Raw genomic sequence first — 22,530 nt, forward strand, 5'->3', positions numbered from 1 at the left:
CCTACATGGCGGATCAGGTGGCAATCGCAGGACGGGAGGCGACCTGGCTTCCCGCGCTGGCGCGAAGGTCGGAGGCGGTGGTGATCCCGCTGGTGGCGCTGGCGGCGGGATTCGCGATCTTTGCGCTGTTCCTGCTGACGCAGGGCAAGTCGCCGGTCGAGTTCCTGGCCATCACCTGGAAGGGGGCTTTCGGATCCGCCTTTTCCTGGCAGAACACCTTGTCGCGGGCAGCCCCCCTTCTGCTTGCGGCATTGTGCGTGGCCCTGCCGGCTCGGCTGGGTCTGGTCGTGATCGGCGGCGAGGGTGCGATTGTTCTGGGCGGCGTTGCGGTGGGGGCCGTCGGCCCGCATCTGGGCGCTGTTCCGGCCATCGCCGCGCTGCCGATCATGGCGCTTGCCGCCATGGCGGTGGGGGCGCTGTGGATCGGCCTTGCCGGGGCACTGCGCCAGTACCGGGGCGTCAACGAGACAATTTCCTCCCTGCTTCTGGCCTACATTGCCATTTCGCTGATGAACCATCTGGTCGAGGGTCCGTTCCGCGACCCGGCCAGCCTGAACAAGCCCTCGACCGCGCCGCTGGCCGAGACGTTGCGGGTGGGCAACATCCCCGGCATGGACGTGCACTGGGGTCTGATCGCCGGGCTTCTTGGGTGCCTGGTGAGCTGGGTGCTGATCGACCGCACGACCTGGGGTTTTGCGGCGCGGATCGCGGGCGGCAACGTGCGGACGGCGCAGGTGCAGGGCCTGCCCGTGGGCCGGCTGATCCTGGGCTTCACCGCGCTTGCGGGCGCCTTTGCCGGGCTTGCCGGGTTCTTCGAGGTGACGGCGGTACATGGCAACGCCAACGGGTCGCTGGCGGCGGGCTATGGCTACACCGGCATCCTGATCGCCTTTCTGGCGCGGCACAATCCGTTGGCGATCATCCCGGTGGCCTTGCTGCTGGCCGGGTTCGATGCGGCGTCGGGGCTGATCCAGCGGCGGATGGACCTGCCGGATGCGACGATCCTGGTGCTGCAGGGCTTTGTCTTCCTGGCGATCCTGGTGTCTGACACGGCCTATGGGCGGTTCCGCCTGTTCGCGCCGGAACGGTGGGGGCGGTGATGGATAGCGACCTGGGCCTGTGGGCCATTCCGATTGCCATGCTGGGCGGGGCGATCCGCGTGTCGACCCCCTTCCTGTTCGTATCACTGGGCGAGGTGCTGACCGAACGGTCAGGGCGCATCAACCTGGGTCTTGAGGGCACCTTGGTCTTTGGCGCGATGGCGGGCTATGCCACGGCGGTGATGACGGGGTCTGCCTGGGCGGGGGTGCTGGTCGCGGCGCTGGCGGGCACGGCCTTCGGGCTGCTGCACGGGCTGATCTGTTCGCTGCCCAAGGTGAACGACATCGCCATTGGCATTGCCATGATGCTGTTTGGCACCGGGCTGGCGTTCTACTTCGGAAAGCCCTTCATCCAGCCAGTGGCGCCCGATCTGCCCTCGATCTCCTTCGGGTTCTGGACCGACGTGCCACAGTTGCAGGCGGCCTTGCAGGTGAACGTGCTGTTCCTGATCGGCCTGGCGCTGGCCCTGGGCATGGCCTGGATGTTCCGCGCCACGCGAGTTGGGCTGATCGTGCGGGTGGTGGGCGACAGCACCGATGCGGCCCGCGCCATGGGCCTGCGCCCGGCGGTGATCCGCACGCTGGCGACGGCGGTGGGTGGGGCCTTTGCCGGTGTCGCGGGGGCGTATCTGTCGCTCTACTATCCGGGCAGCTGGAACGAAGGGCTGTCGTCGGGGCAGGGGCTGATGGCGGTGGCACTGGTGATCTTTGCGCGCTGGAACCCCATCGCCTGCTTTGGCGCGGCGCTGCTGTTCGGTGCCGCCGGTGCCCTTGGCCCGGCGCTGCAATCGGTGGGTGTAAGCGAGGGATACTACCTCTTCTACGCTGCGCCCTATGTGCTGACCCTTGGCGTGCTGATCGCCACCTCTTCGCCCACGCGCGCCATGACGGGCGCACCGGGCGAGTTGTCCATCACCAAGTGAGATCCCCATGATGACGGTTGCCTCGACCCCCTATGCCTGGCCCTGGAACGGCGATCTGCGCCCGGACAACACGGCACTGATCATCATCGACATGCAGACCGACTTCTGCGGCAAGGGCGGCTATGTCGACATGATGGGCTATGACCTGAGCATGACCCAGGCCCCCATCGGGCCGATCAAGGCGGTGCTGACCGCGATGCGCGAGAAGGGCTATCACATCATTCACACGCGCGAGGGGCACCGGCCAGATCTGTCGGACCTGCCGCCCAACAAGCGCTGGCGGAGCCAGCAGATCGGCGCCGGCATCGGCGATGCCGGGCCCTGCGGCAAGATCCTGATCCGGGGCGAGCCGGGCTGGGACATCATCCCCGAGCTGTACCCCGAACCGGGAGAGGCAATCATCGACAAGCCCGGCAAGGGCAGTTTCTGCGCCACGGATCTGGAACTGATCCTGCGCACGCGGGGCATCCAGAACCTGATCCTGACCGGCATCACCACCGACGTCTGCGTGTCCACCACCATGCGCGAGGCCAACGACCGGGGCTTTGAATGCCTGGTGCTGTCGGACTGCTGCGGGGCGACGGATGCGGGCAACCACGCGGCGGCGCTGAAGATGGTGACGATGCAGGGCGGCGTCTTCGGCGCAGTTGGCGACAGCGCAAGCCTGATCGCGGCGCTGCCATGAGCATCATCGGCGAGGAACCCTTCCCGCCTGGCGCGCTGGAAGTGGCGACCCTGGGCATGACCATGCGTTTCGGCGGCTTCACGGCGCTGGACGACGTGTCGATCACGGTTGCGCCGGGATCGTTCCACGCGCTTCTGGGCGAAAACGGCGCGGGCAAGTCCACGCTGGTGAAGTGCATGATGGGCTTCTACCACGCGACCTCGGGTCAGATGACGGTGGACCGGCGCGAGGTGAAGGTGGCCGATCCGCGCGATGCCCATGCGCTTGGCCTGGGCATGGTGTACCAGCATTTCACGCTGGTGCCCTCGCTGACGGCGGCAGAGAACCTGGTGATCAGCCGGCATGACACGCCTTCGGTGATCGACTGGGGCAAGGAGCGCAAGGCGCTGGATGCCTTCATGGCCTCGATGCCATTCCGCGTTCCGCTGGATCAGCCGGTGGCGCGGCTGGCGGCGGGCGAAAAGCAGAAGTTGGAGATCCTCAAGCAATTGTACCTTGGCCGGCGCTTCCTGATCCTGGACGAGCCGACTTCGGTGCTGACGCCGGACGAGGCCGACGAGGTTCTGGGCCATGTGCGGGGGCTGTGCGAAAAGGGCGAAATCTCGGTCCTGATGATCAGCCACAAGTTCCGCGAGGTGACGGCCTTTGCCGATGAGGTTTCGGTGCTGCGTCGCGGGCGGCTGGCGGGGCAGGGCAAGGTGACTGACCTGAGCCATGCCGACATGGCGGCGATGATGATCGGATCGGGCGCGGCGCGGGCACCGATGCCGCGCACCGGCACGGCGGGGGAGACAGTGCTTTCGGTCGAGGGGGTGCGCGCGCGCGACCGGTCCGGCCTCAAGGAAATTGCCATCGACAGCCTGTCGGTGAAGGCGGGCGAGATCGTGGGCATCGCCGGGATTTCCGGCAACGGCCAGATGGAGCTGATGGAGGTGCTGACCGGGCAGCGCGCGGCTCTGGCGGGCGAGGTGAAGGTGGAGGGCCGGCCCTACCACGCGACGCGGGCCGAGGCGCAGGCGCTTGCCGTGCGGTATCTGCCCGAGGAGCCGCTGCGCAATGCCTGCGCAGGCCGGATGTCGGTGGCCGAGAACATCGCCTTCCGCAGCTTCGACCGCAAGGGAACAGGGCAGAGGTTCTGGCTGGATGGCCGCGCGATGCGCGACAGCGCCGCGAAACTGGTCGAGGCGTTCAAGGTCAAGACAGCCTCGCTGGACAGTCCGATAGCCTCGCTTTCCGGGGGCAATGTGCAGCGAGCGGTGCTCGCGCGGGAACTGACGGGCGAGGTGCGGCTTCTGGTCATTTCGAACCCGTGCTTCGGGCTGGATTTCTCGGCCGTGGCCGAGATCCGGGCGCGCATCATGGCGGCGCGGAACGGCGGCACGGCGGTCTTGCTGATGAGCGAGGACCTGGACGAGGTGATGGAGCTGTCTGACCGCATTCTGGTGATGTCGGAAGGGCGCATCGCCTATGAGACGGCGGGGCAGGGCGCGGACATCGCCACCATCGGCCACCACATGGGAGGGCATGCCTGATGGCCGAAATTCCCGGTGCGCTGCCCTTCGGGTTCACCTTCGACCCGGCGACCACGGCGCTGATCGTCATCGACATGCAGCGCGACTTTGTCGAAGAGGGCGGCTTCGGCGCGGCACTTGGCAATGATGTGACGGTGTTGCAGGCCATCGTGCCCACAACGGCGCGGCTGATCGCGGCGGCGCGGGCGGCCGGCTTGCCGGTGATTCACACCCGCGAGTGCCATCTGCCCGACCTGTCGGATTGCCCTCCGGCCAAGCACAGCCGGGGCAAGCCCTCGCTGCGGATCGGCGATCCGGGGCCGATGGGGCGGATTCTGATAGCGGGCGAGCCAGGGGCCGAGATCGTGGCGGACCTCGCTCCGGTGGCGGGTGAGATCGTCATCGACAAGCCGGGCAAGGGCGCGTTTCACGCCACGCCCTTGAGCGGGGAACTGGCGCGGCTTGGCATCCGCAGCCTGATCTTTGCTGGCGTGACAACCGAGGTCTGTGTGCAGACCACGATGCGCGAGGCCAATGACCGGGGCTTTGAATGCCTTCTGGTCGAGGATGCGACGGAAAGCTACTTCCCGGCCTTCAAGGCGGCGGCGCTGGAGATGATCCGGGCGCAAGGTGCCATCGTCGGCTGGACGGCGACCTGCGATCAATTGCAGGAGGCGCTTGGTGTCTGACAGCTTCGACATGTGCGGCTTTCTGGCCGGCGGCTGGCGCGACTGCACCTTTGAGCCCTTCCGCGAAGGTGTTGAGATCAGCCATCTGTTTCGCGGCGAGGCTTCGGCGGCCTTGCTGCGCTATGCGCCGGGGGCGGGCGTACCCGCGCACCGCCATGCCGGGCTGGAGACGATCCTGGTGCTTGAGGGCAGTCAGTCGGATGAGCGAGGCACCTATGCTGCGGGAACGCTGGTGTTCAATCCCGCGGGATCCGTGCACCGGGTCTGGTCGGACAAGGGCTGTGTCGTGTTGATCCAGTGGGCGAAGCCCGTGGAGTTCGTCTGACAGGATCAGCGGGCCGGTTTCGGCCAGTGTTCCCGCGCGAAGGCGAAGGCGAATTGCAGGGCCAGCCCGCTGCCGATGAGCAATCCGTCCAACAGGATGTCACGTTCGGTGCTGTGGCGCAGGCCTTGCAGGCCGATCGCCATGATGCTGCCAAAGGCAAAGACCGGCAGCGCGTGGCGCCCGAGCACGGCAAGCGGATGCAGGAGCCGCGAGGCGCAGATGCGGCGGACGACGGCAAGGCTGGACAGGAGATAGGTCAGCGCAAGGATATGCAGCAGGCGTGGCGCAGTAAGGAAGCTCTTGTCGAAATCGGTGAAGAGCCACGGCACGCCGACCTTGTCCTTCAGGAACCACAGCGTCGAGCCGACCCCGCGCGAGAAGTCGAGCCAGAGGCAGGTGACCAGCGCAAAGAGAAGGTAGCCGCCGGCCAGGATCTGCAGCGACAGGCGCACGGGCACGAAGCGGCGGCCGTCCTTCGAGGCAACGCCGATGAGAAGGCCGGTGACGAAGATCACCTGCCACGAGAATGGGTTGAAGAACCAGTTGCCGCTCATGGGCCAGAGTTGCGGCGCGATCATCGCGATGCCGAAGCCCGCCCAGATCGCCACCGACAGGCCAAATGTCAGCCATGGGGCGCGCCAGGCGCCGATCAGGGCGAGCGGTGAGGCGAGCAGCAACAGGATGTAGAGCGGCAGGATGTTCAGGTAGTCGAACTGGTGCAGCAGCAGCGGAAGGGCGATGAGCGTTTCGAGCGGATGGTGCCACAGCCAGCCCATCTGGTTTTCGAACAGGATGCGCATGTCGCCGGTCGCGCGGACGGCGAGCGCCGCGGCGGCGAGGGCGGCGACCGTGACGAGCATCTGCACGAGATACAGCGTCCAGCAGCGTTTCCAGATGCGGGTCAGACCCTGCCAGAGCTTCATTGGCGCGCGAAAGTCGGCGGAATAGGCCAGGCCCGCGGCGATGCCCGAGATCATCACGAAGGCTTCGGCGGCATCGGAAAAGCCGAAGTTGCGTGTCGTGAATGCCTCGAAGTCGTTGCCGGGGACGTGGTTGATGAAGATCGTCACCAGGCAGAGCCCGCGCAGCACATCCAGCCGCAGGTCGCGCGGTGCCCTTGTGCGGGGCGCGCCACGCGAACCGGGCAGCGCCATACCCCCGACCGGCACAGTGTGGGGCGCGAGGCCCGAACTGCCGTCAGGCATGGGTTACCGCCAGGGGGGGGGACTGCACAGAGTGCGTCGCCTCTTCACCCAGCCAGCTACCAAGAAGGCGCTGGTGCGCGGCAATCAGGGTCGAGGTGGCAGCACCCTCGGGCGTGGCGAAGAGGTCGTCTGCGGCAGGACGAGAGGACCAGGCGATGATGGCCGGGGCGAGGACCATCGGTCCTGCCACCGGCAGAAGCCAGGGAAGGAGCGCGGGCGAGAACCACCAGGCCAGCGCGAGGCCGAGCGTGCCGGAGGTCACGATCCAGTGGCTGGCTACCCAGGCCTGGCCAAGGGTCAGGCGGCCGTCGCCCCGCACCTGGGCGGGCCAGCCGCCATCCCAGCCTGAGACGACCTGAAGCACCGAGCGCGTCTGGTACATGAGAAAGACGGGGGCGGCGAGCGATGTCTGGACCAGTTCCACCACAACCGACTGCGCGGCCCGCAGGACGCCGCCAAAGCCGCGGGTCCGGCCGCGCAGAATTGCGTCAAGGAGGATCAGGAGCTTGGGCACAAAGAGCAATCCGACGATTCCGATCGCGAGGCCAAGCGCATCCGCCGCGCGACTGGGCGGTAGCACGGGGAAGGGCCAGTCGTCGATGGGGAAGTAATCCACCGGCGGAATGAAGAGCGGCGCGAGGATCGAGGCCAGAAGGAAGGACAGCCAGACCAGCGAGGAGAGATAGGCGAGGATGCCCTGAAGGAAGACGAAGCGGCTCCAGGGTTTCAGGCCGGGCGCCAGCAGAAGGCGGGAGTGCTGAAGATTGCCCTGGCACCAGCGGCGGTCGCGCTTGGCGTGATCGACGATGTTCTCGGGGCCTTCCTCGTAGGAACCTTGAAGGTCGTCGTCCACGCGCACGGTCCAGCCGGCGCGGGCCAGAAGCGCTGCTTCCACATAGTCGTGGCTGAGAATGTGGCCGCCGAAAGGAGGCGCGCCGCGGAGTTCGGGCAGGCCGCAGCTGCGGGCGAAGGCGCCCACCCGGACGATGGCATTGTGGCCCCAGAACGGGCCGGTGCGACCCTGCATCATCGCAAGGCCGCGGCAGAAGACCGGTGAGTAGAACGAGGCCGAGAATTGCATGAGCCGGCCGAAGCGCGAGCCGGCGTTGATGATCTTCGGCAGGGTCTGCAGCAGGCCAAGCTGCGGGTCGGCCTGCATCCGGCGGATCATCTGCAGGATGGTTTCTGCCTCCATCAGGCTGTCGGCATCCAGGATGACGGCGAAGTCATAGGCAGCACCGGATGTCTTGATGAAATCCTCGATGTTGCCGGCCTTGCGGCCACGGTTGTCGGCGCGGCGGCGGTAGAAGATGCGGCCGTCGCCGCTGGTCTCGTCCAGCAGGCGCAGGAACCAGTGCGCCTCGCGCTGCGCGATCTGGTCATTGCGGGTGTCGGACAGGATCGCGAAATCGACCCTGTCGCCGGCGCCCGCCGCTTGCAGGGCAGCATCCATCACCGCAACTCGGGCAAAGGTGGATACCGGGTCTTCGTTGTAGACCGGCACCAGCACCACCGTACGCGTCGTGATCGGTCCGGGGTCTGTGGCGGGGCGAGGTGGTCGGGTCATCAGCCCCGCCAGAGCCTGCGCGGCACCCCAGGCCAGCCAGAAGGTCGAAACGAAGATCAGCGCCGCGCGTACACCGTCCATAGGGTCCAGCCCGTCGCCGGCGCCGAATTGCAGGAACAGAAGAAAGGCGGCACAGCACGCTAGGAAGCTGGCCGTCAGCGCTATGGTCCGGGTCAGGACCGTAGCCGCGTTGGACCGGCGCCTGCCCACAGGTTACCGTCCGGCGCGCGCCGGGCGCCCCCACAGTGCCATGGCCAGAAGCGCCCACCGGCTGAGACGGCGCGGGCGTTCCAGCCGCTGTGCCGGCATGGCGAGCGGGGCCTGGGGCAGGGCGCCACGACGGCGCACCGCAGAGATTAGATCGGCGGGGTTCGGAACGTCGCTGTCGATCATGTTTCACTGACCCATTGGTAGAGCCAAAGCTCGGTGAGGCGGCGGTCATAGCCGGCAAGATGGGCCGAAAGCTCCACCACGGCGCCGGTGTCGGCAGATATGTCGATGGCGAGCCGCCAGATGTCGCTGTCGGGGATCTTCTCGATCGTGGCACCCAGAAGCTCGGCATTGGCGACGGTCACCACGGGTTCGACCGCAGCCTCGCCGTCCAGTTGGCCTACGAGGCCGCCCTTGAAGTCCACCACGAACTTGCGGGTGCCCTTCTGGGCCTCGACCCCTGAAACGCCGCCATGACCTGCGCGGGTTTCATAGACGAAGGCGAGCGCCTCGGTGTCGTCGTGCGGCAGGTCGCCCCAGTGCAGACGGTACGAGAATTCCAGGCTGTCGCCGGCCATTGCCTTGGCCTCGGGCACCCAATAGGCGACGATGTTGTCGTTCGCCTCCAGGTCCGACGGGATTTCGACCAGACGGACGGCGCCCTTGCCCCAGTCGCCCAGCATCTCGACTTCAAGCGAGGGACGGCGTTCGTAGCGCGCACCGGTGTCCTGATAGTTCTGGAAGTCGCGGTCGCGCTGGAACAGGCCGAAGCTTTTCGGCGAGACCTCGGCGAAATAGCTGCCGGACAGTTGCGGCGGGTTGTTCAGCGGACGCCAGATCACGTCGCCATCGGCGCGAAGGATGCGCAGGCCCTCGCTGTCGTGCACGTTCGGGCGGAAGTCGTCGAACTTGGCTCGATTCTTTTCCGAGAACAGGAACATCGAGGTGAGGGGGGCGATACCCAGCTCCTCGATGTCCTTGCGGAAGAACAGCCGTGCCGTGACGTCCATCGTGGTGGTGCCGCCGGGGCGGATGACGAAGCGGTAGGCGCCGGTGACGCTTGGGCCTTCCAGCGTGGCATAGACGGTCAGCGTCTCGCTGCCCGCAGGGCCACGTTCCATGTAGAAGTTGGAGAAGCGCGGGAACTCTTCACCCTGAGAGGTGGCGGTGTTCAGCGCCAGTCCCCGGGCAGACAGCCCGTAGGCCGAGTTGCGGCCAAGCGCGCGGAAATAGCTGGCGCCGACAAAGGCGGCCAGCTCATCCAGCTTGTCGGGCCGGTTCAACGGGAAGTTCAAGCGGAACCCGGCCACGCCTGGCAGGCTGGCGTGTTCCGGCACACGTTCGGCCAATTCGTTGAGGTACTCGAAATCGTCGGTCGAGAACCGCATCTCGACTGCCTCACCGTTCGCGACCTCGTAGATGCGAACGGGTTCGGGGAAGAGCCAGCCCATGTGGAAGGCGGCAAGCCGGAAGTTGCTGTCGGGCTCGTTCCACCGGGCATGGTCGTCGCGGAAGCGGATCAGACGATACTCGTCATAGGTCAGATCGCCCAGGAAACCCTCGGGCGGCGGCGCCGTCACATGGGGTTGCGCGGCAAGAGCGCGCATCTGGTCGGTCAGAATGTCGAACGAGAATTGCTGCGCGGCGGCATCGGCCGGCGCGGCTGCTTCTTGCGCGTGCAGCACAGATGGCACGAGCATAGCAGCAGGAGCGACAGTTGCAGCAACGTGCAGGATGGCGCGCCGGGATAGGCCGGGGCGCTTATGGCCAAGAGAGGTCATAGGGGAAGGAAACCTAAGGATTTTTCCAGTTAGAGCACACTCCGCTCAGGCGCGCATATAGAGGAATGTCAAACCGGCCCGCAAGCGAGGTTCAACTGCTTTTGATCGAAAAAACGTCTTCGTCAGGCAATCCGGCAGGAAGTTGCCCAAGATTTTGGCCCTGACAATGCTGCAAGCGCGAAAGAGTTGCCGATGTCGGGATGGCTGGACCTGCTTGTTGCTGGCTCAACCAATGCGGGCAGAGAATTGGCTTGGGCGATTCTATGCCGCGCGGGGCAAGCCCTGCCTAGGCGCCCCGCAGGGCATCTCTCCAACGTCGGCCAAGGTCCGCGAGCCTGGCGTCCGGCTGAGGATGGGGAGCCGGCAACGCCTCGATCCGGTGGAAGTCAGGCTGGAGCAGCAGGGCGGCACCAAGAGCCGTGCCGGTGGAAGAGCCCGATCGGTGCACGGGGCGACCGCTCGCCGCGGCCAGCATGGCGCAGTACCAGGCGTTGCGCGCAAGCGGCCCCTCCAGAATCACGGGCCCCGCAGCGCCGATCATCCGAAGGCATTCGGCCGTCATCAGCGCGAGGTAGTGGCCAAGCGCCACGACGGTTTCGCCGGGGGTTCGGGCCTCGCTTGACCAGCGTGCCTCTTGGCGGGGGAAGGGGCCGCTGCCTGGCTGCACAGAAGGAAAAAGCAGTAGGCCACGGTCGAGGACGCGGGCTGCATCCGCCTCGGTCGCCGTGACAGCCTGGCCGGCCATGACGATCTCATGCTCGCGCCCGCCCATGAAGCGGGCCGAGGGAACCGGGTCACCAAGGGCGTTCACGTTGACCAGGGTATCGCGGGTGGGATCGAGCGGCGTGGAGGCACCGCCCACGGCCATCGAGACGACCCAGGTGCCGGTGGAGACCACCGAGAAGGGGGCCGGGACCGAAAGGAGATGCGGCAGGAGCGAGGCGTTGGAATCGTGGATCCCGACGGCGACGGGCGTACCGGGGCGCAGGCCCGTGGCTGCGGCAATGTCCGGCAGGACGGTGCCCAGCATCTCGGTCGGGCGGCGTGGCGTGGCCATGCGGTCTTCAAGCCCCAGACGGGCAACCAGTGAGGAGAAGCCACCCTTCCACGGGTTCCACAGATCGGTGTGGCAGCCGAGTGAGGTCACGTCAGAGGCCAACTCGCCGGTCAGCCGGTGGCCCCAGTATTGCGGCCAGGTCACGACATGGGCGATGCGCGCCAGAAGATCCGGGTCCTGACGCAGTTGCCAATGCAGCTGAGCGCCGATGTTCAGGCCCATCGGCAGCCGGGCCGAGCCGGTTTCCGCGAAATCGGGGCGCAGCGCGTCATACTCTGACGCCAGGTCGTCAGGGCCGGTGCATTCATAGTCCAGAACGGGTGCGGCAAGTTGGCCTCGCCGGTCAAGAAGTGCAGCGCAGGCCCCGTGCGTGGTGATCGAGATGGCGTCAATGCCATCGCTGGCCTGCATCTGCGCAAGACCGTCCAGGAAGAAGCCCCACAGCCCCTCGGTATCGAAATGTGGCCAGGGCGGGCCAGACAGCGCACGGTTCGGGCGAGTGACGACGCGCCTTTCGGTCAGGGTCTGCAGATCGACCAGGGCCACCTTGGCGTTGGTCTTGCCAAGGTCGAGGACGGCGACATGTCTCATGGCATGTGAAACACGGTGACCAGCGGCACCGCCACAGGTTCGTTGTCGGGGTGTGTCTGCATGATGTCGGCCATATGCGCCCACCAGCGTTGCATCACCGGGTGCTTCGGCAGGTCGTCCATGCCATGATCGTCACGCCGCCACAGAACGCCGAACAGCGTGCCGGTCGCGCGGTCGAGGTGGATGGAATAGTCGCTGACGCCCGCCTCTTTCAGCAGTTCTACCAGTTCGGGCCAGATCTCATCGTGCCGGCGGCGGTATTCGTCCTCCATTCCGGGGTTCAGGCGCATGGTGAAGGCGTGTTTTTCCATCATTTCCTCGCGGGACCGCGGCGGGAGAACAGGCGGGGCAGGGCGATGACCGCGATCAGCAAGATGCCGATGAAGATCGACATGACGATGCCCGGCACGTTCAGGAGGCCAAAGCCGAAGGTGACAAGGCCCATGATGAAGGCCGCAAGCACAACGCCCGGTATGCTGCCCGACCCGCCCAGTATGCTGACGCCACCCAGGACCACCATCGTCACGACCTCGAGTTCCATGCCCGTCGCTATGGAGGGGCGGGTGGAGCCTAGGCGCGAGGTCAAGCAGACGGCGGCAATGCCGGACATGAGGCCGGTCAGCAGGAACAGGCTGGCTTTCACCCGCGCCACCCGGATGCCCGAGAACGCCGCGGCGGTGGCGTTGTTGCCGATGGCATAGACGCGGCGTCCGAAAGAGGTGCGATGCAGAAGAATGCCGTAGGCCAGCGCCAGCACCAGGAACAGTACGAATTCGAAGCTGAACACCCAGAATACATAGCCCTGCCCGAACCAGGCGAAGCTCTCGGGATAGCCGGTGAAGGCCTGGTCGCCGAGCACGATGAAGCTGATGCCGCGAAACAGGCTCATCGTGCCGATGGTGACGACGATCGAGGGCAGGCCAAGACCGGCCACGAGCCAGGCGTTGAAGGCGCCACAGACGAGCCCCGTGCCAATGCCCACCAGCACAAGTAGCGGCGTTCCGGCGCCGGCCGTCATGGCAAGACCCATGGCGGTGGAGGCCAGCGCGATGATCGAGGCGACCGACAGGTCGATCTCGCCCGCGATGATGAGCATCGCCATGGCAAAGGCGATCATCGCCTTTTCGGTGAAGTTGAAGGTCGCGTCCGACAGGTTCCAGGCATTCAGGAAATAGGGAGAGGCGAACGAGTTCACCACGAAGACGGCGATGAACACCGCCAGAAGCAGCGCCTCCCAGCTTTTCGCTGCGCGGGCGAAGGGCGATTGCAGCCGGTCGGGGATGACGCGGGGCGTGAGGATGCTCATCTTGCTTCTGCCGATTTCAGGATGATGCGGCCCCTTGGGCGGCTTTGCAGGGCATTGAAGGCTACGGCCAGGATGATGGCAGAGCCAGAGATCGCCATCTGCCAGAAGGGCGAGATATCCACCACCGGCAGGGCGTTCTTGATCACGCCAAGGAAGATTGCTCCAAGGACCGCCCCCGCCACGCTGCCCGCGCCGCCGGCGATGGACACCCCGCCGATCACGCAGGCGGCGACCACGTCCAGTTCGAACCCGCCTGCGATGTCGACATAGGCCACCGCATATCGCGCGACCCAGAGATAGCCTGTCAGTCCCGCAAGCGCCCCCGATATCACGAAGGCCGCGGCCTGGGTCCGGCCCACGTCGATGCCGGTGTAAACGGCAGCATGGGGGTTGCCGCCCACGGCATAGAAAGCCCGGCCGAGGGCCGTGCGGCCAAGCGCCAGCGTCGCGAGCAGGATCACGGCGACGGCGATCCAGCTCATCACCGGGAGCCCCAGCACAATGGCGCGGGGCAGCGCCTTGAACCCGTCGGTCATCTCGTGCGCGTTCACCCACTTGCCGTTGGTGATGAGGAAGATGATGCCGCGAAAGATCGTCATGGTTCCCAAGGTCACGACGATCGAGGGGATGCCGACCTTCCAGACCAGAATTCCGTTCACGGCGCCAAGCGCCGCACCCAGAAGGATGGCTGCCGGCAGGATGATCACAAGGGGCACGCCCATGCCGTTCAGAAGGGCCGAAACCATGCCGGTCAGCGCAAGGTTGGCCGCGACCGACAGGTCGATGCACTTCGTCAGGATCACGATCATCTGACCGATGGCCAGGATCATGAGCGGCGCGGTGTCGTTGAACACCAGCGCCAGGTTGGACGGTGCCACGAAACCCGCAAAGCGCGTGGTGACAAGTCCCAAGAGAACAAGGATGGCCAGCGCCAGGAGCGCCTCGCGGTTCTTCAGAAGGCTCATGCCGCGGCCTCCAGCCCTGCGGCGGCACGCACCAGGTTCTCGGGCGTCATCGCGTCGCCTGAACACTCTGCCACGATCCGGCCTTCACGCATGACGATGACGCGGTCTGACATGCCCAATACCTCGGGGATCTCGGAAGACACCATGATCACCGCCAGCCCCTCTGCCGCGAGTTCGGCCATGAATTCATGCACCGCTGCCTTCGATCCGATGTCTATACCCTTGGTGGGTTCGTCCAGGATGATGACACGGGGTTTCGTGGCCAGCCATTTCGCGATCACCACCTTCTGCTGGTTGCCGCCCGACAACAGCCCTACGTCCTGGTCCAGCGCGGCGGCGCGCAGGTCCAGCCGCTGCGTATAATGTCGGGTCAGGCGAAACTCTTCGGCCAGGCGCAGAAAGCCGTTGCGCGACGTCGCGGGAAGCGAGGGCAGCGTGACGTTCTGGAAGATCGGCAGGCCCTTGACGGCACCCTGCCGGCCTCGGTCTTCGGGCACGTAGACGATGCCTGCGGCAATCGCCTCGTCGGCCGACCGCACGATGCGGACCTGACCATCCAGCTTCATCGCGCCCTTCGAGGGTCGGGTCATGCCGAACAGCGCCTGCATCACCTCGGACCGGCCCGCACCGACCAGGCCGTAGAAGCCCAGAATCTCGCCCTGGCGCAGGGTGAAGCCTATGTCCGCGAACTCGGTGGGGTGGCTGTAGTCGGCGACGGTAAGCACCTCGGCGCCGATGTTGTGGACACGGGCGGGAAAGATCTGGTCTACCGACCGGCCCACCATCAGGCGCACGAGTTCGGATTCCGTTACTTCGGAAACAAGGCCCTCGCCGACGAAGGCACCATCGCGGAACACGGTGTATCGGTCGGCGATACGGAAGATCTCGTCGAACTTGTGGCTGATGAAGAGGATCGCCTTGCCTTGGGATTTCAGCTTGTCCACCAGCTCGTACAACTCGTGGATTTCCTTGTGCGACAGGGCGGCCGTGGGTTCGTCCATGATCACCACCCTGGCGTCGATGGACAGTGCCCGTGCGATGGCGACCAGATGCTTCGACGCGATACCAAGATCGCGGAGCTTCAGGTCGGGGTCGAGGTCAGCGCCGATCGAAGTCAGGAGCTTCCGCGCGTCCTCGCGCATCGCCTTCCAGTCGATCAGGCCGAAGCGGCCGCGCGGTGCATGGCCAAGCCATATGTTCTCGGCCACGGTCAATTCGTCGAACAGCACGGTTTCCTGGTGGATCGCCGTCACGCCGGCTGCGGCTGCGGCTTCTGCCGTGGGAAACCGCGTCTCGGCGCCGTTGACAGAGATCGTGCCCTCATCAGGCTGGTAGATGCCGGTCAGCACCTTCACGATGGTGGATTTGCCTGCGCCGTTTTCGCCCACGAGGGCCGTCACCTGACCGGGATACAGGTCAAGCTGAACGCCGGACAGCGCCTTGACGCCCGGGAATGACTTGGAAATGCCGCGCAGCGACAGGACGGGGTGCATCGGGACAACCTAGGAAGGAAAGGGGCCCGGGCAGGGGAGCGACCGCCCGGGCAAGGCCGATCAGAAGATCGACGAGAACTGGTCGATGTTCGAGGCGTCGTAGACGAAGGGATCGGCCATCGCGCCTTCGTTGTTGGCATCAAGCTTGACAGCACCCATGCGGCCCATCGGGATTTCTGCATCAGGCGCAGCGGTCGCCTTGCCGGTGGCAAGCGCGTAGGCGATCATCGTGGCGGAATAGCCCAGGTCGATCGGGTTCCAGATCGCGAAGGACTTGGATGCGCCCGATTTCACATGGCCCGCCATTTCCGACGGCAGGCCAAGCCCGGTCACGTTGATCTGCCCGACCTTGCCCGCATCGGTCACGGCCTGGGCAGCTGCCACGATGCCCACAGAGGTCGGCGCGATGATGGCCTTCAGGTTCGGGTAGGTCTGCATCAGGCCCTGGGCTTCCCGATACGACTTGTCGGCCAGATCGTCGCCGTAGACGGTGCCCACCACGGTGATGCCGGGGTAGTTGCCCATGACCTTGTTCATCTCTTCGATCCAGATGTTCTGGTTCGTGGCGGTGGCGCTGGCCGAAAGCACGGCAACCTCGCCGCCTTCGGGCAGGTTGTCGGCGGCCAGCTTGATGATCATGTTGCCGATCAGCGGGTTGGACGACGGGTTCAGGTGCATCTGCCGGCCTTCCGGCGCAACGCCCGAATCCCACGAGATGACGGTGATGCCGCGATCCATTGCCTTCTTCAGCGCGGGAACCAGCGCGTCGCGGTCATTGGCCGAGATGGCGATGGCGTTCACGCCCTGGGCGATCAGGGCGTTGATGACCTCGATCTGGCCTTCGGCGGTGGTGTCGGTCGGGCCGGTGTAGATGATCTCCACATCACCCAGTTCCTTGGCCGCTTCTTCCGCGCCCTTGGCGGCGGCCTCGAAGAAGCCGATGCCAAGAGCCTTGGGCACCAGCGCGATCTTCACCGTCTCGGCCCAGGCCGCCCCGGACATCAGGGCGGTGGCCAGCGCCGCCGTCGTCAAGGCCTTCTTCAGGATGCTCATTGTTTCCTCCCTCTGAGCGTTGGTTGCGCCTTACCCTTGTTCGGCGCGGGTTTGCCTGTCGATGGCGCCGACCTGCGCCACGATCAGTCTCACATCCGCCGCATCGAGCATCTGCGCGTCGCGGTCGGTGATGCCATCGTCGGTGATGACGGTATGGATGCGGCTCAGCGGGCAGAGCAGAAGGCTCGACCGCTGGCCGAACTTCGAGCTGTCGGCCAGCACGATCAATTCGTCCGCCTGCCCGATCAGTTTCTGTTCTGCCTGCACCAGCAGGGGGTCGCCCTCCATCAGGCCAAGCGGCCCGAGGCCCCGACAGCCCATGAACATCCGGCGGCCATAGAAATGGCGGCTGCCGTCATCGGTGAAGGGCGAAAGGATGATGTTCTGTTCGCGGTAGATGGCGCCGCCAGGTAGAAGCACCGTGTTGCGCGAGTGCTTCAGAAGGTGCTCGGCAATCGGGAAGCTGTTGGTGAAGACCTGGCAACGCTTGGCCGAAAGCGGGTGGACCATCTGAAAGGTCGTGGTGCCACCGTTGATGATGATGGCATCGCCATCGGCGCACAGGTCCACGGCAGCCCTGGCAATGGCCCGCTTCTGGGCCAGGCGGATGCCCTCTTCCACCGCGAAGGGGCGGGCGTTGATGCCCACGAACTGCGGCGGCGCAATGCTTTCGGCCCCGCCACGCACTCGGCGCAGCTTTTTCTGAACATGAAGGGTGGCGATGTCGCGGCGGATTGTTGCCTCGCTGGCGCCGGTCAGCGTCACCAGATCGCCCACCGTGGCGACCGGGCGCTCCTGCACCGCGGACAAGATAAGCCTGTGCCGTTCGCTTTCGTGCATCCCGTCCTCCCTGCGACAAACTTTCCCGCAGAATCGCTCACTGTCAATCAGTTTCGATCATGCGATGAAATTCTGCGGTGCAGCATGATCGAAGATGATCGTTTGTGATTGACTTGATGGCCAAGCTTGGCACATTTGCCACAACACGAGAGGGAGGATTCCATGACTGCCGCACCCGGTCCCCGGCTTCAGAACCTTTGGGATGACAACAGGGCCAAGGGGATGAGCGAGCCGGAGAAGCTCCTGTATCGCTCGAATCTCCTCGGCTCGGACAAGCGGATCACCAACTACGGCGGGGGCAATACGTCGGCCAAGGTGACCGAAACCGATCCGCTGACCGGCCAGCCGGTCGAGGTGCTTTGGGTCAAGGGATCGGGCGGGGATGTCGGGTCCATCAAGATGGACGGTTTCGCCACGCTCTACATGGATAAGCTGCGCGCACTGAAGGGCGTGTACAAGGGCGTCCACATGGAAGACGAGATGGTGGGGTATCTGCCCCACTGCACCTTCAACCTGAACCCTCGCGCGGCCTCGATCGACACACCGCTGCACGCCTATGTGCCGCGGGCCCACGTCGATCACATGCATCCTGATGCGATCATCGCCATCGCGGCCTCGAAGAACTCGCGCGAGCTGACACAGCGCATCTTCGGTGACGAGATCGGCTGGCTGCCGTGGAAGCGGCCGGGTTACGAGCTTGGCCTCTGGCTGGAAAAGTTCTGCGTGGAAAACCCCGAGGCCAAGGGTGTCGTTCTGGAAAGCCATGGGCTCTTCACCTGGGATGACGATGCGAAGGCGTGCTACGAGCTGACGCTGGCCACCATCCAGAAGGCGATGGACTGGTTCGCTGCCGAAACCGCGGGCAAGGCTGTTTTCGGCGGCGCGAAACACGCCGCCCTTCCCGCGGACCAGCGTCGGGCGGTTGCCGCGCGCCTGATGCCGGCGATCCGCGGCATGATCTCGGGCCTGCACCCGATGGTCGGCCATTTCGACGACCAGCCGGCGGTTCTGGATTTCGTGAACTCGGTCAAGCTGGAACCGCTGGCCGCGCTTGGTACCTCGTGCCCCGACCACTTCCTGCGCACCAAGATCCGCCCGCTGGTTGTGGGCTTCGATCCGGGCAACCCCGATCTGGATGCCACGCTCGCCGCGCTGAAGGGTGAGGTCGAGGCCTACCGCGATGGCTATGCCGCCTACTACGACCGCTGCAAGCACCCCGACAGCCCGCCGCTGCGCGACCCAAATGCGGTGGTCTATCTGGTGCCGGGCGTGGGCATGATCACCTTCGCCAAGGACAAGGCCACCGCCCGCATCTCCGGCGAGTTCTATGTCAACGCCATCAACGTGATGCGGGGCGCGGATACGGTCAGCGAATACTGCGGCCTTCCGGAACAGGAAGCCTTCGATATCGAATACTGGCTGCTGGAAGAGGCAAAGCTGCAGCGGATGCCCAAGCCCAAGTCGCTGGCCGGCCGCATTGCGCTGGTTACCGGCGGGGCGGGCGGCATCGGCTCGGCCACGGCCGACCGCATGCTGCGCGAGGGGGCCTGCGTGCTGCTGGCCGATATCGACGCCGAGGCGCTGGACCGGACCGCGCAAAACCTGTCGGGCCGGCATGGCCGCGACGTCGTGCGCACCGTTTCGATGAACGTGACCAAGGAGGAAGAGGTCATCGCTGCGCTTGCCCATGCGGCAGCCGAATTCGGCGGGATCGACATCCTGGTGTCGAATGCGGGCATCGCCTCGTCGGCGCCGGTCGAACAGACCACGCTGGAACTGTGGAACCGCAACATGGACATCCTGTCCACCGGCTACTTCCTTGTCAGCCGCGAGACATTCAAGGTGTTGCGCGCGCAAGGGATGGGCGGGTCCGTGATCTTCGTCGCGTCGAAGAACGGCCTCGCCGCCAGCCCGAACGCCAGCGCCTACTGCACCGCCAAGGCAGCCGAAATCCATCTGGCCCGCTGCCTGGCGCTGGAAGGGGCCGAGGCGGGCATCCGTGTGAACGTGGTGAACCCAGATGCCGTGCTGCGCGGGTCGAAAATCTGGTCGGGCGAATGGCTGGACCAGCGCGCCTCGACCTACAAGACCGACAAGGAAGGCCTGGAAGAGATGTACCGCCAGCGGTCCATGCTGAAGCGGTCGGTCTTCCCCGAGGACATTGCCGAGGGGGTCTATTTCTTCGCCTCGGACCTGTCCTCGAAATCGACCGGGAACATCCTGAACGTCGATGCCGGAAACGTCCAGGCGTTCACGAGGTAAACCCATGATCCCGCAAGACATCCTCGCCCAGGACAATGAGGCCCACCTTCCCGCGCTGAAGGCCGATTACGAGGCACTTGGCGCGCATCTGGCCCGTCGCGGCATCGACATCGGCGCGATCAAGGCCAAGGTCGCCGCCTACAAGGTGGCCGTTCCCAGCTGGGGTGTGGGCACCGGCGGCACCCGCTTTGCCCGCTTCCCCGGCGAGGGCGAGCCGCGCCACATCTTCGACAAGCTGGAGGATTGCGGCGTCATCCACGCGCTGACCCGCGCCACACCTGCGGTCAGCCTGCATATCCCTTGGGACAAGGCCCCCGCAGCAGACCTGAGGGCAAAGGCCGAAGAGCTTGGCCTTGGCTTCGACGCGATGAACTCAAACACCTTCCAGGACCAGCCGCAGCAGCCCCTGTCCTACAAGTACGGCTCCCTGTCCCATACCGATGCCGCAACCCGCGCCCAAGCGGTCGAGCACAATCTGGAGTGCATCGAGATCGGCCAGGCGCTCGGCTCGAAGGCGCTGACCGTCTGGATCGGGGATGGCACCAATTTTCCCGGACAGCAGGACCTGACGCGCCAGTTCGAACGCTATCTGGATGCTGTGCGCCAGATCTATGCGCGCTTGCCCGCAGACTGGCGGCTCTTCACCGAACACAAGATGTACGAGCCCGCCTTCTATTCCACGGTGGTGCAAGACTGGGGCACCAACTACCTGATTGCGAAGGAATTGGGTGACAAGGCCTTCTGCCTCGTGGACCTGGGCCACCACGCGCCCAACACCAACATCGAACAGATCGTCGCGCGGCTGATCCAGTTCGGCAAGCTTGGCGGCTTCCACTTCAACGACTCCAAGTATGGCGACGACGACCTCGACACCGCGTCGATCGCGCCTTACCGGCTGTTCCTCGTGTTCAACGAGCTTGTTGCGGCCGAGGGTAAGCCGGGGTTCGACCCGGCGCACATGCTGGACCAAAGCCACAACGTCACCGACCCGATCGAAAGCCTGATGCTTTCGGCGATGGAGGTGCAGCGGGCCTATGCGCTGGCTTCGCTGGTGGACCGGGCGGCGCTGACCGGAGCGCAAGAGGCGAACGACGCCATCGCCGCCACGCAAGAGATGAAGCGCGCCTTCCGGACCGATGTGGAGCCGATCCTGGCGATGGCTCGGCTGGAACAGGGCGGCGCCATTGATCCTGTATCGGCCTATCGCCGGGCCGGCTACCGCGCGAAGGTCGCGGCTGTGCGGCCCCGGTCGGTGGCGGGCGGCGGCGGCATCGTCTGAACTGCCACCGGTTTCCGCCTCGGAAACCGGATCCCGCCCCCCCCCGGTGGACAGTCCCCCGCGGCCGGTCTACCAAGCGGCAGCGCGATGGGGGGCGGACCATGCTGGAATCTTATCCGAAAATCGAAGTCGAGGATCCCTTCGGCGTCCCGCCCGATACGCTTGGCCTGTCCGCCGACGAGATGCGGCGCCTTGGATACCGCGTGGTGGATCTGGTGGTCGACCGGGCGATGCGGCGCAACCAGGAACATGCCATTCTGGAGGCCAGCCCGGCCGAGCTTCTGGCGCGCTTGGGCGGACCCCTTCCCGAGGAGCCCGGCGACCCCGACGCCGCGCTGGAACTGATGGCCGAAGTCGCGCTGAGCCACCAGCAGCACGGCGACCATCCCCGCTACTTCGCCCGCGTCCCGGGCCCTGCCTCGTTCGCGGCAATTCTGGGCGAGTGGATGGGCACCGGCTTCAACACCATTGCCGCCAGCTGGGGCGGGGGCTCGGGACCGGCTGCGGTGGAGATGACGGTGTGCCGCTGGATCGCCGAGCTTCTGGGGATGCCGCCCGAGACCGAGGGCGTGCTGGTCTCGGGCGGGTCGCTTGGCAATCTGACGGCCTTTGCCGTGGCGCGGTCGGAAAACGGGCCGGGCGTGGCCTATCTGACCGACCAGACCCATTCCTCGCTGCCGCGTGACCTTCGGGCGCTTGGCTGGGCCGAGGAGGACATCCGCATCCTGCCGGCCGGTGCTGGCCTGCGCATGGATTTGGCGGATCTGCGGGCGGCCATCGCGGCGGACAAGGCGGCGGGGCGGCGGCCGGCGCTGGTGATCGCGACGGCCGGGTCCACCAACACCGGGGCGGTCGATCCGCTGGAGGGGATCGCGGACCTATGCCGCGACGAGGGGCTGTGGTTCCATGTGGACGGCGCGTACGGCGGGCCCGCCGCGCTGGTGCCCGAGGGGCGCGCGGCGCTCGCCGGGATGGAGCGGGCGGATTCCGTGGTACTGGACCCGCACAAGTGGCTGTTCCAGCCGTATGATGTGGGGGTCTGCCTCGTGACCCGGCCGGCGGCATTGGAGCGGGCCTTTGCGATGCACCCGGAATATCTGAAGGATGTGCAGGCCACGACGGGGGCGGTGAACTTCGGGAACCGGTCGCTGGAGCTGACGCGGCGGTCGCGGGCCTTGAAGCTCTGGATGTCGCTTCGGACCTATGGGGCGAAGCGGTTCCGCGAGGCGGTGCGCGCGGGTATCCGGACGGCGGAGCTGGCCGAGAGGTTGCTTCGGGCCGATCCGGCGACCTGGGAGGTGGTGACGCCGGCCCAGATCGGGATCGTCTGCTTTGCCTTCCGGGGGGCGAAGCCGGGGGAACATGCGGCGGCGGCCAAGGCGGTGTCGGACTCGGGCTTTGCCTGCGTGACCTCGACCAGCCTGCAGGGGCAAAGCGCCCTGAGGCTGTGCACCATCAACCCGCTGACCACCGAGGCCGACATTGCCGAGACCCTGCGGCGGCTGGCCGCGGCCCGGCCGGGGTGAGGGGCGTCCGAGCTCGGACGCTTGCTCGGACATAATGAAATCAATGACTTGCGATTCCGCTTTAACTTGGACTTAACACTTGTCCGAGGCCGCGGACCCGACATCATTCGACAGCTTGCCACGACAATGCCATGATCCGGGCCATGTCCGGCCTGCCCGGAC

General features: G+C 65.9%; 20 protein-coding genes. 9 read left to right on the forward strand and 11 right to left on the reverse strand.

Annotated elements, in window-relative coordinates:
• Nucleotides 1-5 precede the first annotated feature (5 nt).
• Genes JO391_RS02020 through JO391_RS02045 form a run of 6 tightly spaced genes read left to right on the forward strand, consistent with a single transcriptional unit; the run spans nucleotide 6 to nucleotide 5,233 of the window.
• Nucleotides 6-1,100 carry an ABC transporter permease gene (locus JO391_RS02020; protein WP_220662550.1) on the forward strand — a complete coding sequence of 365 codons (1,095 nt, stop codon included), beginning with the start codon at nucleotides 6-8 and terminating at the stop codon, nucleotides 1,098-1,100.
• Nucleotides 1,100-2,023, forward strand: coding sequence for an ABC transporter permease (locus JO391_RS02025; RefSeq protein WP_220662551.1), 924 nt, complete (start codon nucleotides 1,100-1,102; stop codon nucleotides 2,021-2,023). The genes JO391_RS02020 and JO391_RS02025 overlap by 1 nt, the downstream gene beginning before the upstream one ends.
• Nucleotides 2,024-2,030: 7 nt before the next feature.
• The gene (gene biuH, locus JO391_RS02030; protein ID WP_220662552.1) at nucleotides 2,031-2,708 is read left to right on the forward strand and encodes a biuret amidohydrolase; all 678 of its coding nucleotides are present in this window, start codon (nucleotides 2,031-2,033) and stop codon (nucleotides 2,706-2,708) included.
• Entirely contained in the window at nucleotides 2,705-4,240 is a 1,536-nt protein-coding gene (locus JO391_RS02035; RefSeq protein ID WP_220662553.1) for an ABC transporter ATP-binding protein, read from the forward strand. The genes biuH and JO391_RS02035 overlap by 4 nt, the downstream gene beginning before the upstream one ends.
• Nucleotides 4,240-4,908 carry a cysteine hydrolase family protein gene (locus JO391_RS02040; RefSeq protein ID WP_220662554.1) on the forward strand — a complete coding sequence of 223 codons (669 nt, stop codon included), beginning with the start codon at nucleotides 4,240-4,242 and terminating at the stop codon, nucleotides 4,906-4,908. Before JO391_RS02035 ends, JO391_RS02040 begins: the two co-directional genes overlap by 1 nt.
• Complete coding sequence (locus JO391_RS02045) at nucleotides 4,901-5,233, forward strand: cupin domain-containing protein (protein WP_259444795.1); 333 nt, start codon at nucleotides 4,901-4,903, stop codon at nucleotides 5,231-5,233. Before JO391_RS02040 ends, JO391_RS02045 begins: the two co-directional genes overlap by 8 nt.
• A gap of 5 nt (nucleotides 5,234-5,238) precedes the next feature.
• On the opposite strand, the gene JO391_RS02050 is transcribed toward JO391_RS02045, so the two are convergent.
• From JO391_RS02050 to JO391_RS02100, 11 genes are all read right to left on the reverse strand, one after another.
• Entirely contained in the window at nucleotides 5,239-6,438 is a 1,200-nt protein-coding gene (locus JO391_RS02050; protein ID WP_259444796.1) for an OpgC family protein, read from the reverse strand.
• Nucleotides 6,431-8,215, reverse strand: coding sequence for a glucans biosynthesis glucosyltransferase MdoH (gene mdoH, locus JO391_RS02055; protein ID WP_220662555.1), 1,785 nt, complete (start codon nucleotides 8,213-8,215; stop codon nucleotides 6,431-6,433). The genes JO391_RS02050 and mdoH overlap by 8 nt, the downstream gene beginning before the upstream one ends.
• Before the next feature lie 3 nt (nucleotides 8,216-8,218).
• The gene (locus JO391_RS02060) at nucleotides 8,219-8,398 is read right to left on the reverse strand and encodes a hypothetical protein (RefSeq protein WP_220662556.1); all 180 of its coding nucleotides are present in this window, start codon (nucleotides 8,396-8,398) and stop codon (nucleotides 8,219-8,221) included.
• Nucleotides 8,395-9,915, reverse strand: a complete 1,521-nt coding sequence (locus JO391_RS02065) for an OpgD/OpgG family glucan biosynthesis protein (RefSeq protein ID WP_220662557.1) — start codon at nucleotides 9,913-9,915, stop codon at nucleotides 8,395-8,397. Before JO391_RS02065 ends, JO391_RS02060 begins: the two co-directional genes overlap by 4 nt.
• 367 nt (nucleotides 9,916-10,282) lie before the next feature.
• Nucleotides 10,283-11,644 (reverse strand): FGGY-family carbohydrate kinase, encoded by a 1,362-nt coding sequence (locus tag JO391_RS02070; protein ID WP_220662558.1) that lies wholly within the window; start codon nucleotides 11,642-11,644, stop codon nucleotides 10,283-10,285.
• Complete coding sequence (rhaM, locus tag JO391_RS02075) at nucleotides 11,641-11,955, reverse strand: L-rhamnose mutarotase (RefSeq protein WP_220664409.1); 315 nt, start codon at nucleotides 11,953-11,955, stop codon at nucleotides 11,641-11,643. Before rhaM ends, JO391_RS02070 begins: the two co-directional genes overlap by 4 nt.
• On the reverse strand, nucleotides 11,955-12,950 hold the full coding sequence (locus JO391_RS02080; protein WP_220662559.1) for an ABC transporter permease: 996 nt from the start codon (nucleotides 12,948-12,950) through the stop codon (nucleotides 11,955-11,957). Before JO391_RS02080 ends, rhaM begins: the two co-directional genes overlap by 1 nt.
• Nucleotides 12,947-13,915 carry an ABC transporter permease gene (locus JO391_RS02085; protein WP_220662560.1) on the reverse strand — a complete coding sequence of 323 codons (969 nt, stop codon included), beginning with the start codon at nucleotides 13,913-13,915 and terminating at the stop codon, nucleotides 12,947-12,949. The genes JO391_RS02080 and JO391_RS02085 overlap by 4 nt, the downstream gene beginning before the upstream one ends.
• Entirely contained in the window at nucleotides 13,912-15,408 is a 1,497-nt protein-coding gene (locus JO391_RS02090) for a sugar ABC transporter ATP-binding protein (protein WP_220662561.1), read from the reverse strand. The genes JO391_RS02085 and JO391_RS02090 overlap by 4 nt, the downstream gene beginning before the upstream one ends.
• Nucleotides 15,409-15,468: 60 nt before the next feature.
• Nucleotides 15,469-16,461 carry a rhamnose ABC transporter substrate-binding protein gene (gene rhaS / locus JO391_RS02095; RefSeq protein WP_220662562.1) on the reverse strand — a complete coding sequence of 331 codons (993 nt, stop codon included), beginning with the start codon at nucleotides 16,459-16,461 and terminating at the stop codon, nucleotides 15,469-15,471.
• Nucleotides 16,462-16,491: 30 nt separating this feature from the next.
• Nucleotides 16,492-17,301 (reverse strand): DeoR/GlpR family DNA-binding transcription regulator, encoded by an 810-nt coding sequence (locus tag JO391_RS02100; protein ID WP_220662563.1) that lies wholly within the window; start codon nucleotides 17,299-17,301, stop codon nucleotides 16,492-16,494.
• Between the two features lie 162 nt (nucleotides 17,302-17,463).
• Here JO391_RS02100 and JO391_RS02105 point away from each other — a divergent pair, with 162 nt between their 5' ends.
• The 3 genes from JO391_RS02105 (at nucleotide 17,464) to JO391_RS02115 (ending at nucleotide 22,368) form a co-directional block, all read left to right on the forward strand.
• Nucleotides 17,464-19,563 (forward strand): bifunctional rhamnulose-1-phosphate aldolase/short-chain dehydrogenase, encoded by a 2,100-nt coding sequence (locus tag JO391_RS02105; RefSeq protein ID WP_220662564.1) that lies wholly within the window; start codon nucleotides 17,464-17,466, stop codon nucleotides 19,561-19,563.
• Nucleotides 19,564-19,567: 4 nt separating this feature from the next.
• The gene (rhaI, locus tag JO391_RS02110; RefSeq protein WP_220662565.1) at nucleotides 19,568-20,842 is read left to right on the forward strand and encodes an L-rhamnose catabolism isomerase; all 1,275 of its coding nucleotides are present in this window, start codon (nucleotides 19,568-19,570) and stop codon (nucleotides 20,840-20,842) included.
• Nucleotides 20,843-20,943: 101 nt separating this feature from the next.
• A complete protein-coding gene (locus JO391_RS02115; protein WP_220662566.1) occupies nucleotides 20,944-22,368 on the forward strand; it encodes a pyridoxal phosphate-dependent decarboxylase family protein in 1,425 nt (474 codons plus the stop codon).
• Nucleotides 22,369-22,530 lie beyond the last annotated feature (162 nt).

The organism is Neotabrizicola shimadae (assembly GCF_019623905.1).
In the GTDB taxonomy this organism is placed as follows: Bacteria; Pseudomonadota; Alphaproteobacteria; order Rhodobacterales; family Rhodobacteraceae; genus Neotabrizicola; species Neotabrizicola shimadae.

Bases quoted from the DNA above. Each gene is read 5' to 3' on its own strand.
- JO391_RS02090 (WP_220662561.1), bottom strand. From the start codon at position 15,408: ATGCACCCCGTCCTGTCGCTGCGCGGCATTTCCAAGTCATTCCCGGGC.
- JO391_RS02040 (WP_220662554.1), top strand. From the start codon at position 4,240: ATGGCCGAAATTCCCGGTGCGCTGCCCTTCGGGTTCACCTTCGACCCG.
- JO391_RS02115 (WP_220662566.1), top strand. From the start codon at position 20,944: ATGCTGGAATCTTATCCGAAAATCGAAGTCGAGGATCCCTTCGGCGTC.
- rhaM (WP_220664409.1), bottom strand. From the start codon at position 11,955: ATGGAAAAACACGCCTTCACCATGCGCCTGAACCCCGGAATGGAGGAC.
- JO391_RS02060 (WP_220662556.1), bottom strand. From the start codon at position 8,398: ATGATCGACAGCGACGTTCCGAACCCCGCCGATCTAATCTCTGCGGTG.
- JO391_RS02050 (WP_259444796.1), bottom strand. From the start codon at position 6,438: ATGCCTGACGGCAGTTCGGGCCTCGCGCCCCACACTGTGCCGGTCGGG.
- JO391_RS02100 (WP_220662563.1), bottom strand. From the start codon at position 17,301: ATGCACGAAAGCGAACGGCACAGGCTTATCTTGTCCGCGGTGCAGGAG.
- JO391_RS02020 (WP_220662550.1), top strand. From the start codon at position 6: ATGGCGGATCAGGTGGCAATCGCAGGACGGGAGGCGACCTGGCTTCCC.
- JO391_RS02085 (WP_220662560.1), bottom strand. From the start codon at position 13,915: ATGAGCCTTCTGAAGAACCGCGAGGCGCTCCTGGCGCTGGCCATCCTT.
- JO391_RS02065 (WP_220662557.1), bottom strand. From the start codon at position 9,915: ATGCTCGTGCCATCTGTGCTGCACGCGCAAGAAGCAGCCGCGCCGGCC.
- JO391_RS02035 (WP_220662553.1), top strand. From the start codon at position 2,705: ATGAGCATCATCGGCGAGGAACCCTTCCCGCCTGGCGCGCTGGAAGTG.
- biuH (WP_220662552.1), top strand. From the start codon at position 2,031: ATGATGACGGTTGCCTCGACCCCCTATGCCTGGCCCTGGAACGGCGAT.
- JO391_RS02105 (WP_220662564.1), top strand. From the start codon at position 17,464: ATGACTGCCGCACCCGGTCCCCGGCTTCAGAACCTTTGGGATGACAAC.
- rhaI (WP_220662565.1), top strand. From the start codon at position 19,568: ATGATCCCGCAAGACATCCTCGCCCAGGACAATGAGGCCCACCTTCCC.
- rhaS (WP_220662562.1), bottom strand. From the start codon at position 16,461: ATGAGCATCCTGAAGAAGGCCTTGACGACGGCGGCGCTGGCCACCGCC.
- JO391_RS02080 (WP_220662559.1), bottom strand. From the start codon at position 12,950: ATGAGCATCCTCACGCCCCGCGTCATCCCCGACCGGCTGCAATCGCCC.
- JO391_RS02070 (WP_220662558.1), bottom strand. From the start codon at position 11,644: ATGAGACATGTCGCCGTCCTCGACCTTGGCAAGACCAACGCCAAGGTG.
- JO391_RS02025 (WP_220662551.1), top strand. From the start codon at position 1,100: ATGGATAGCGACCTGGGCCTGTGGGCCATTCCGATTGCCATGCTGGGC.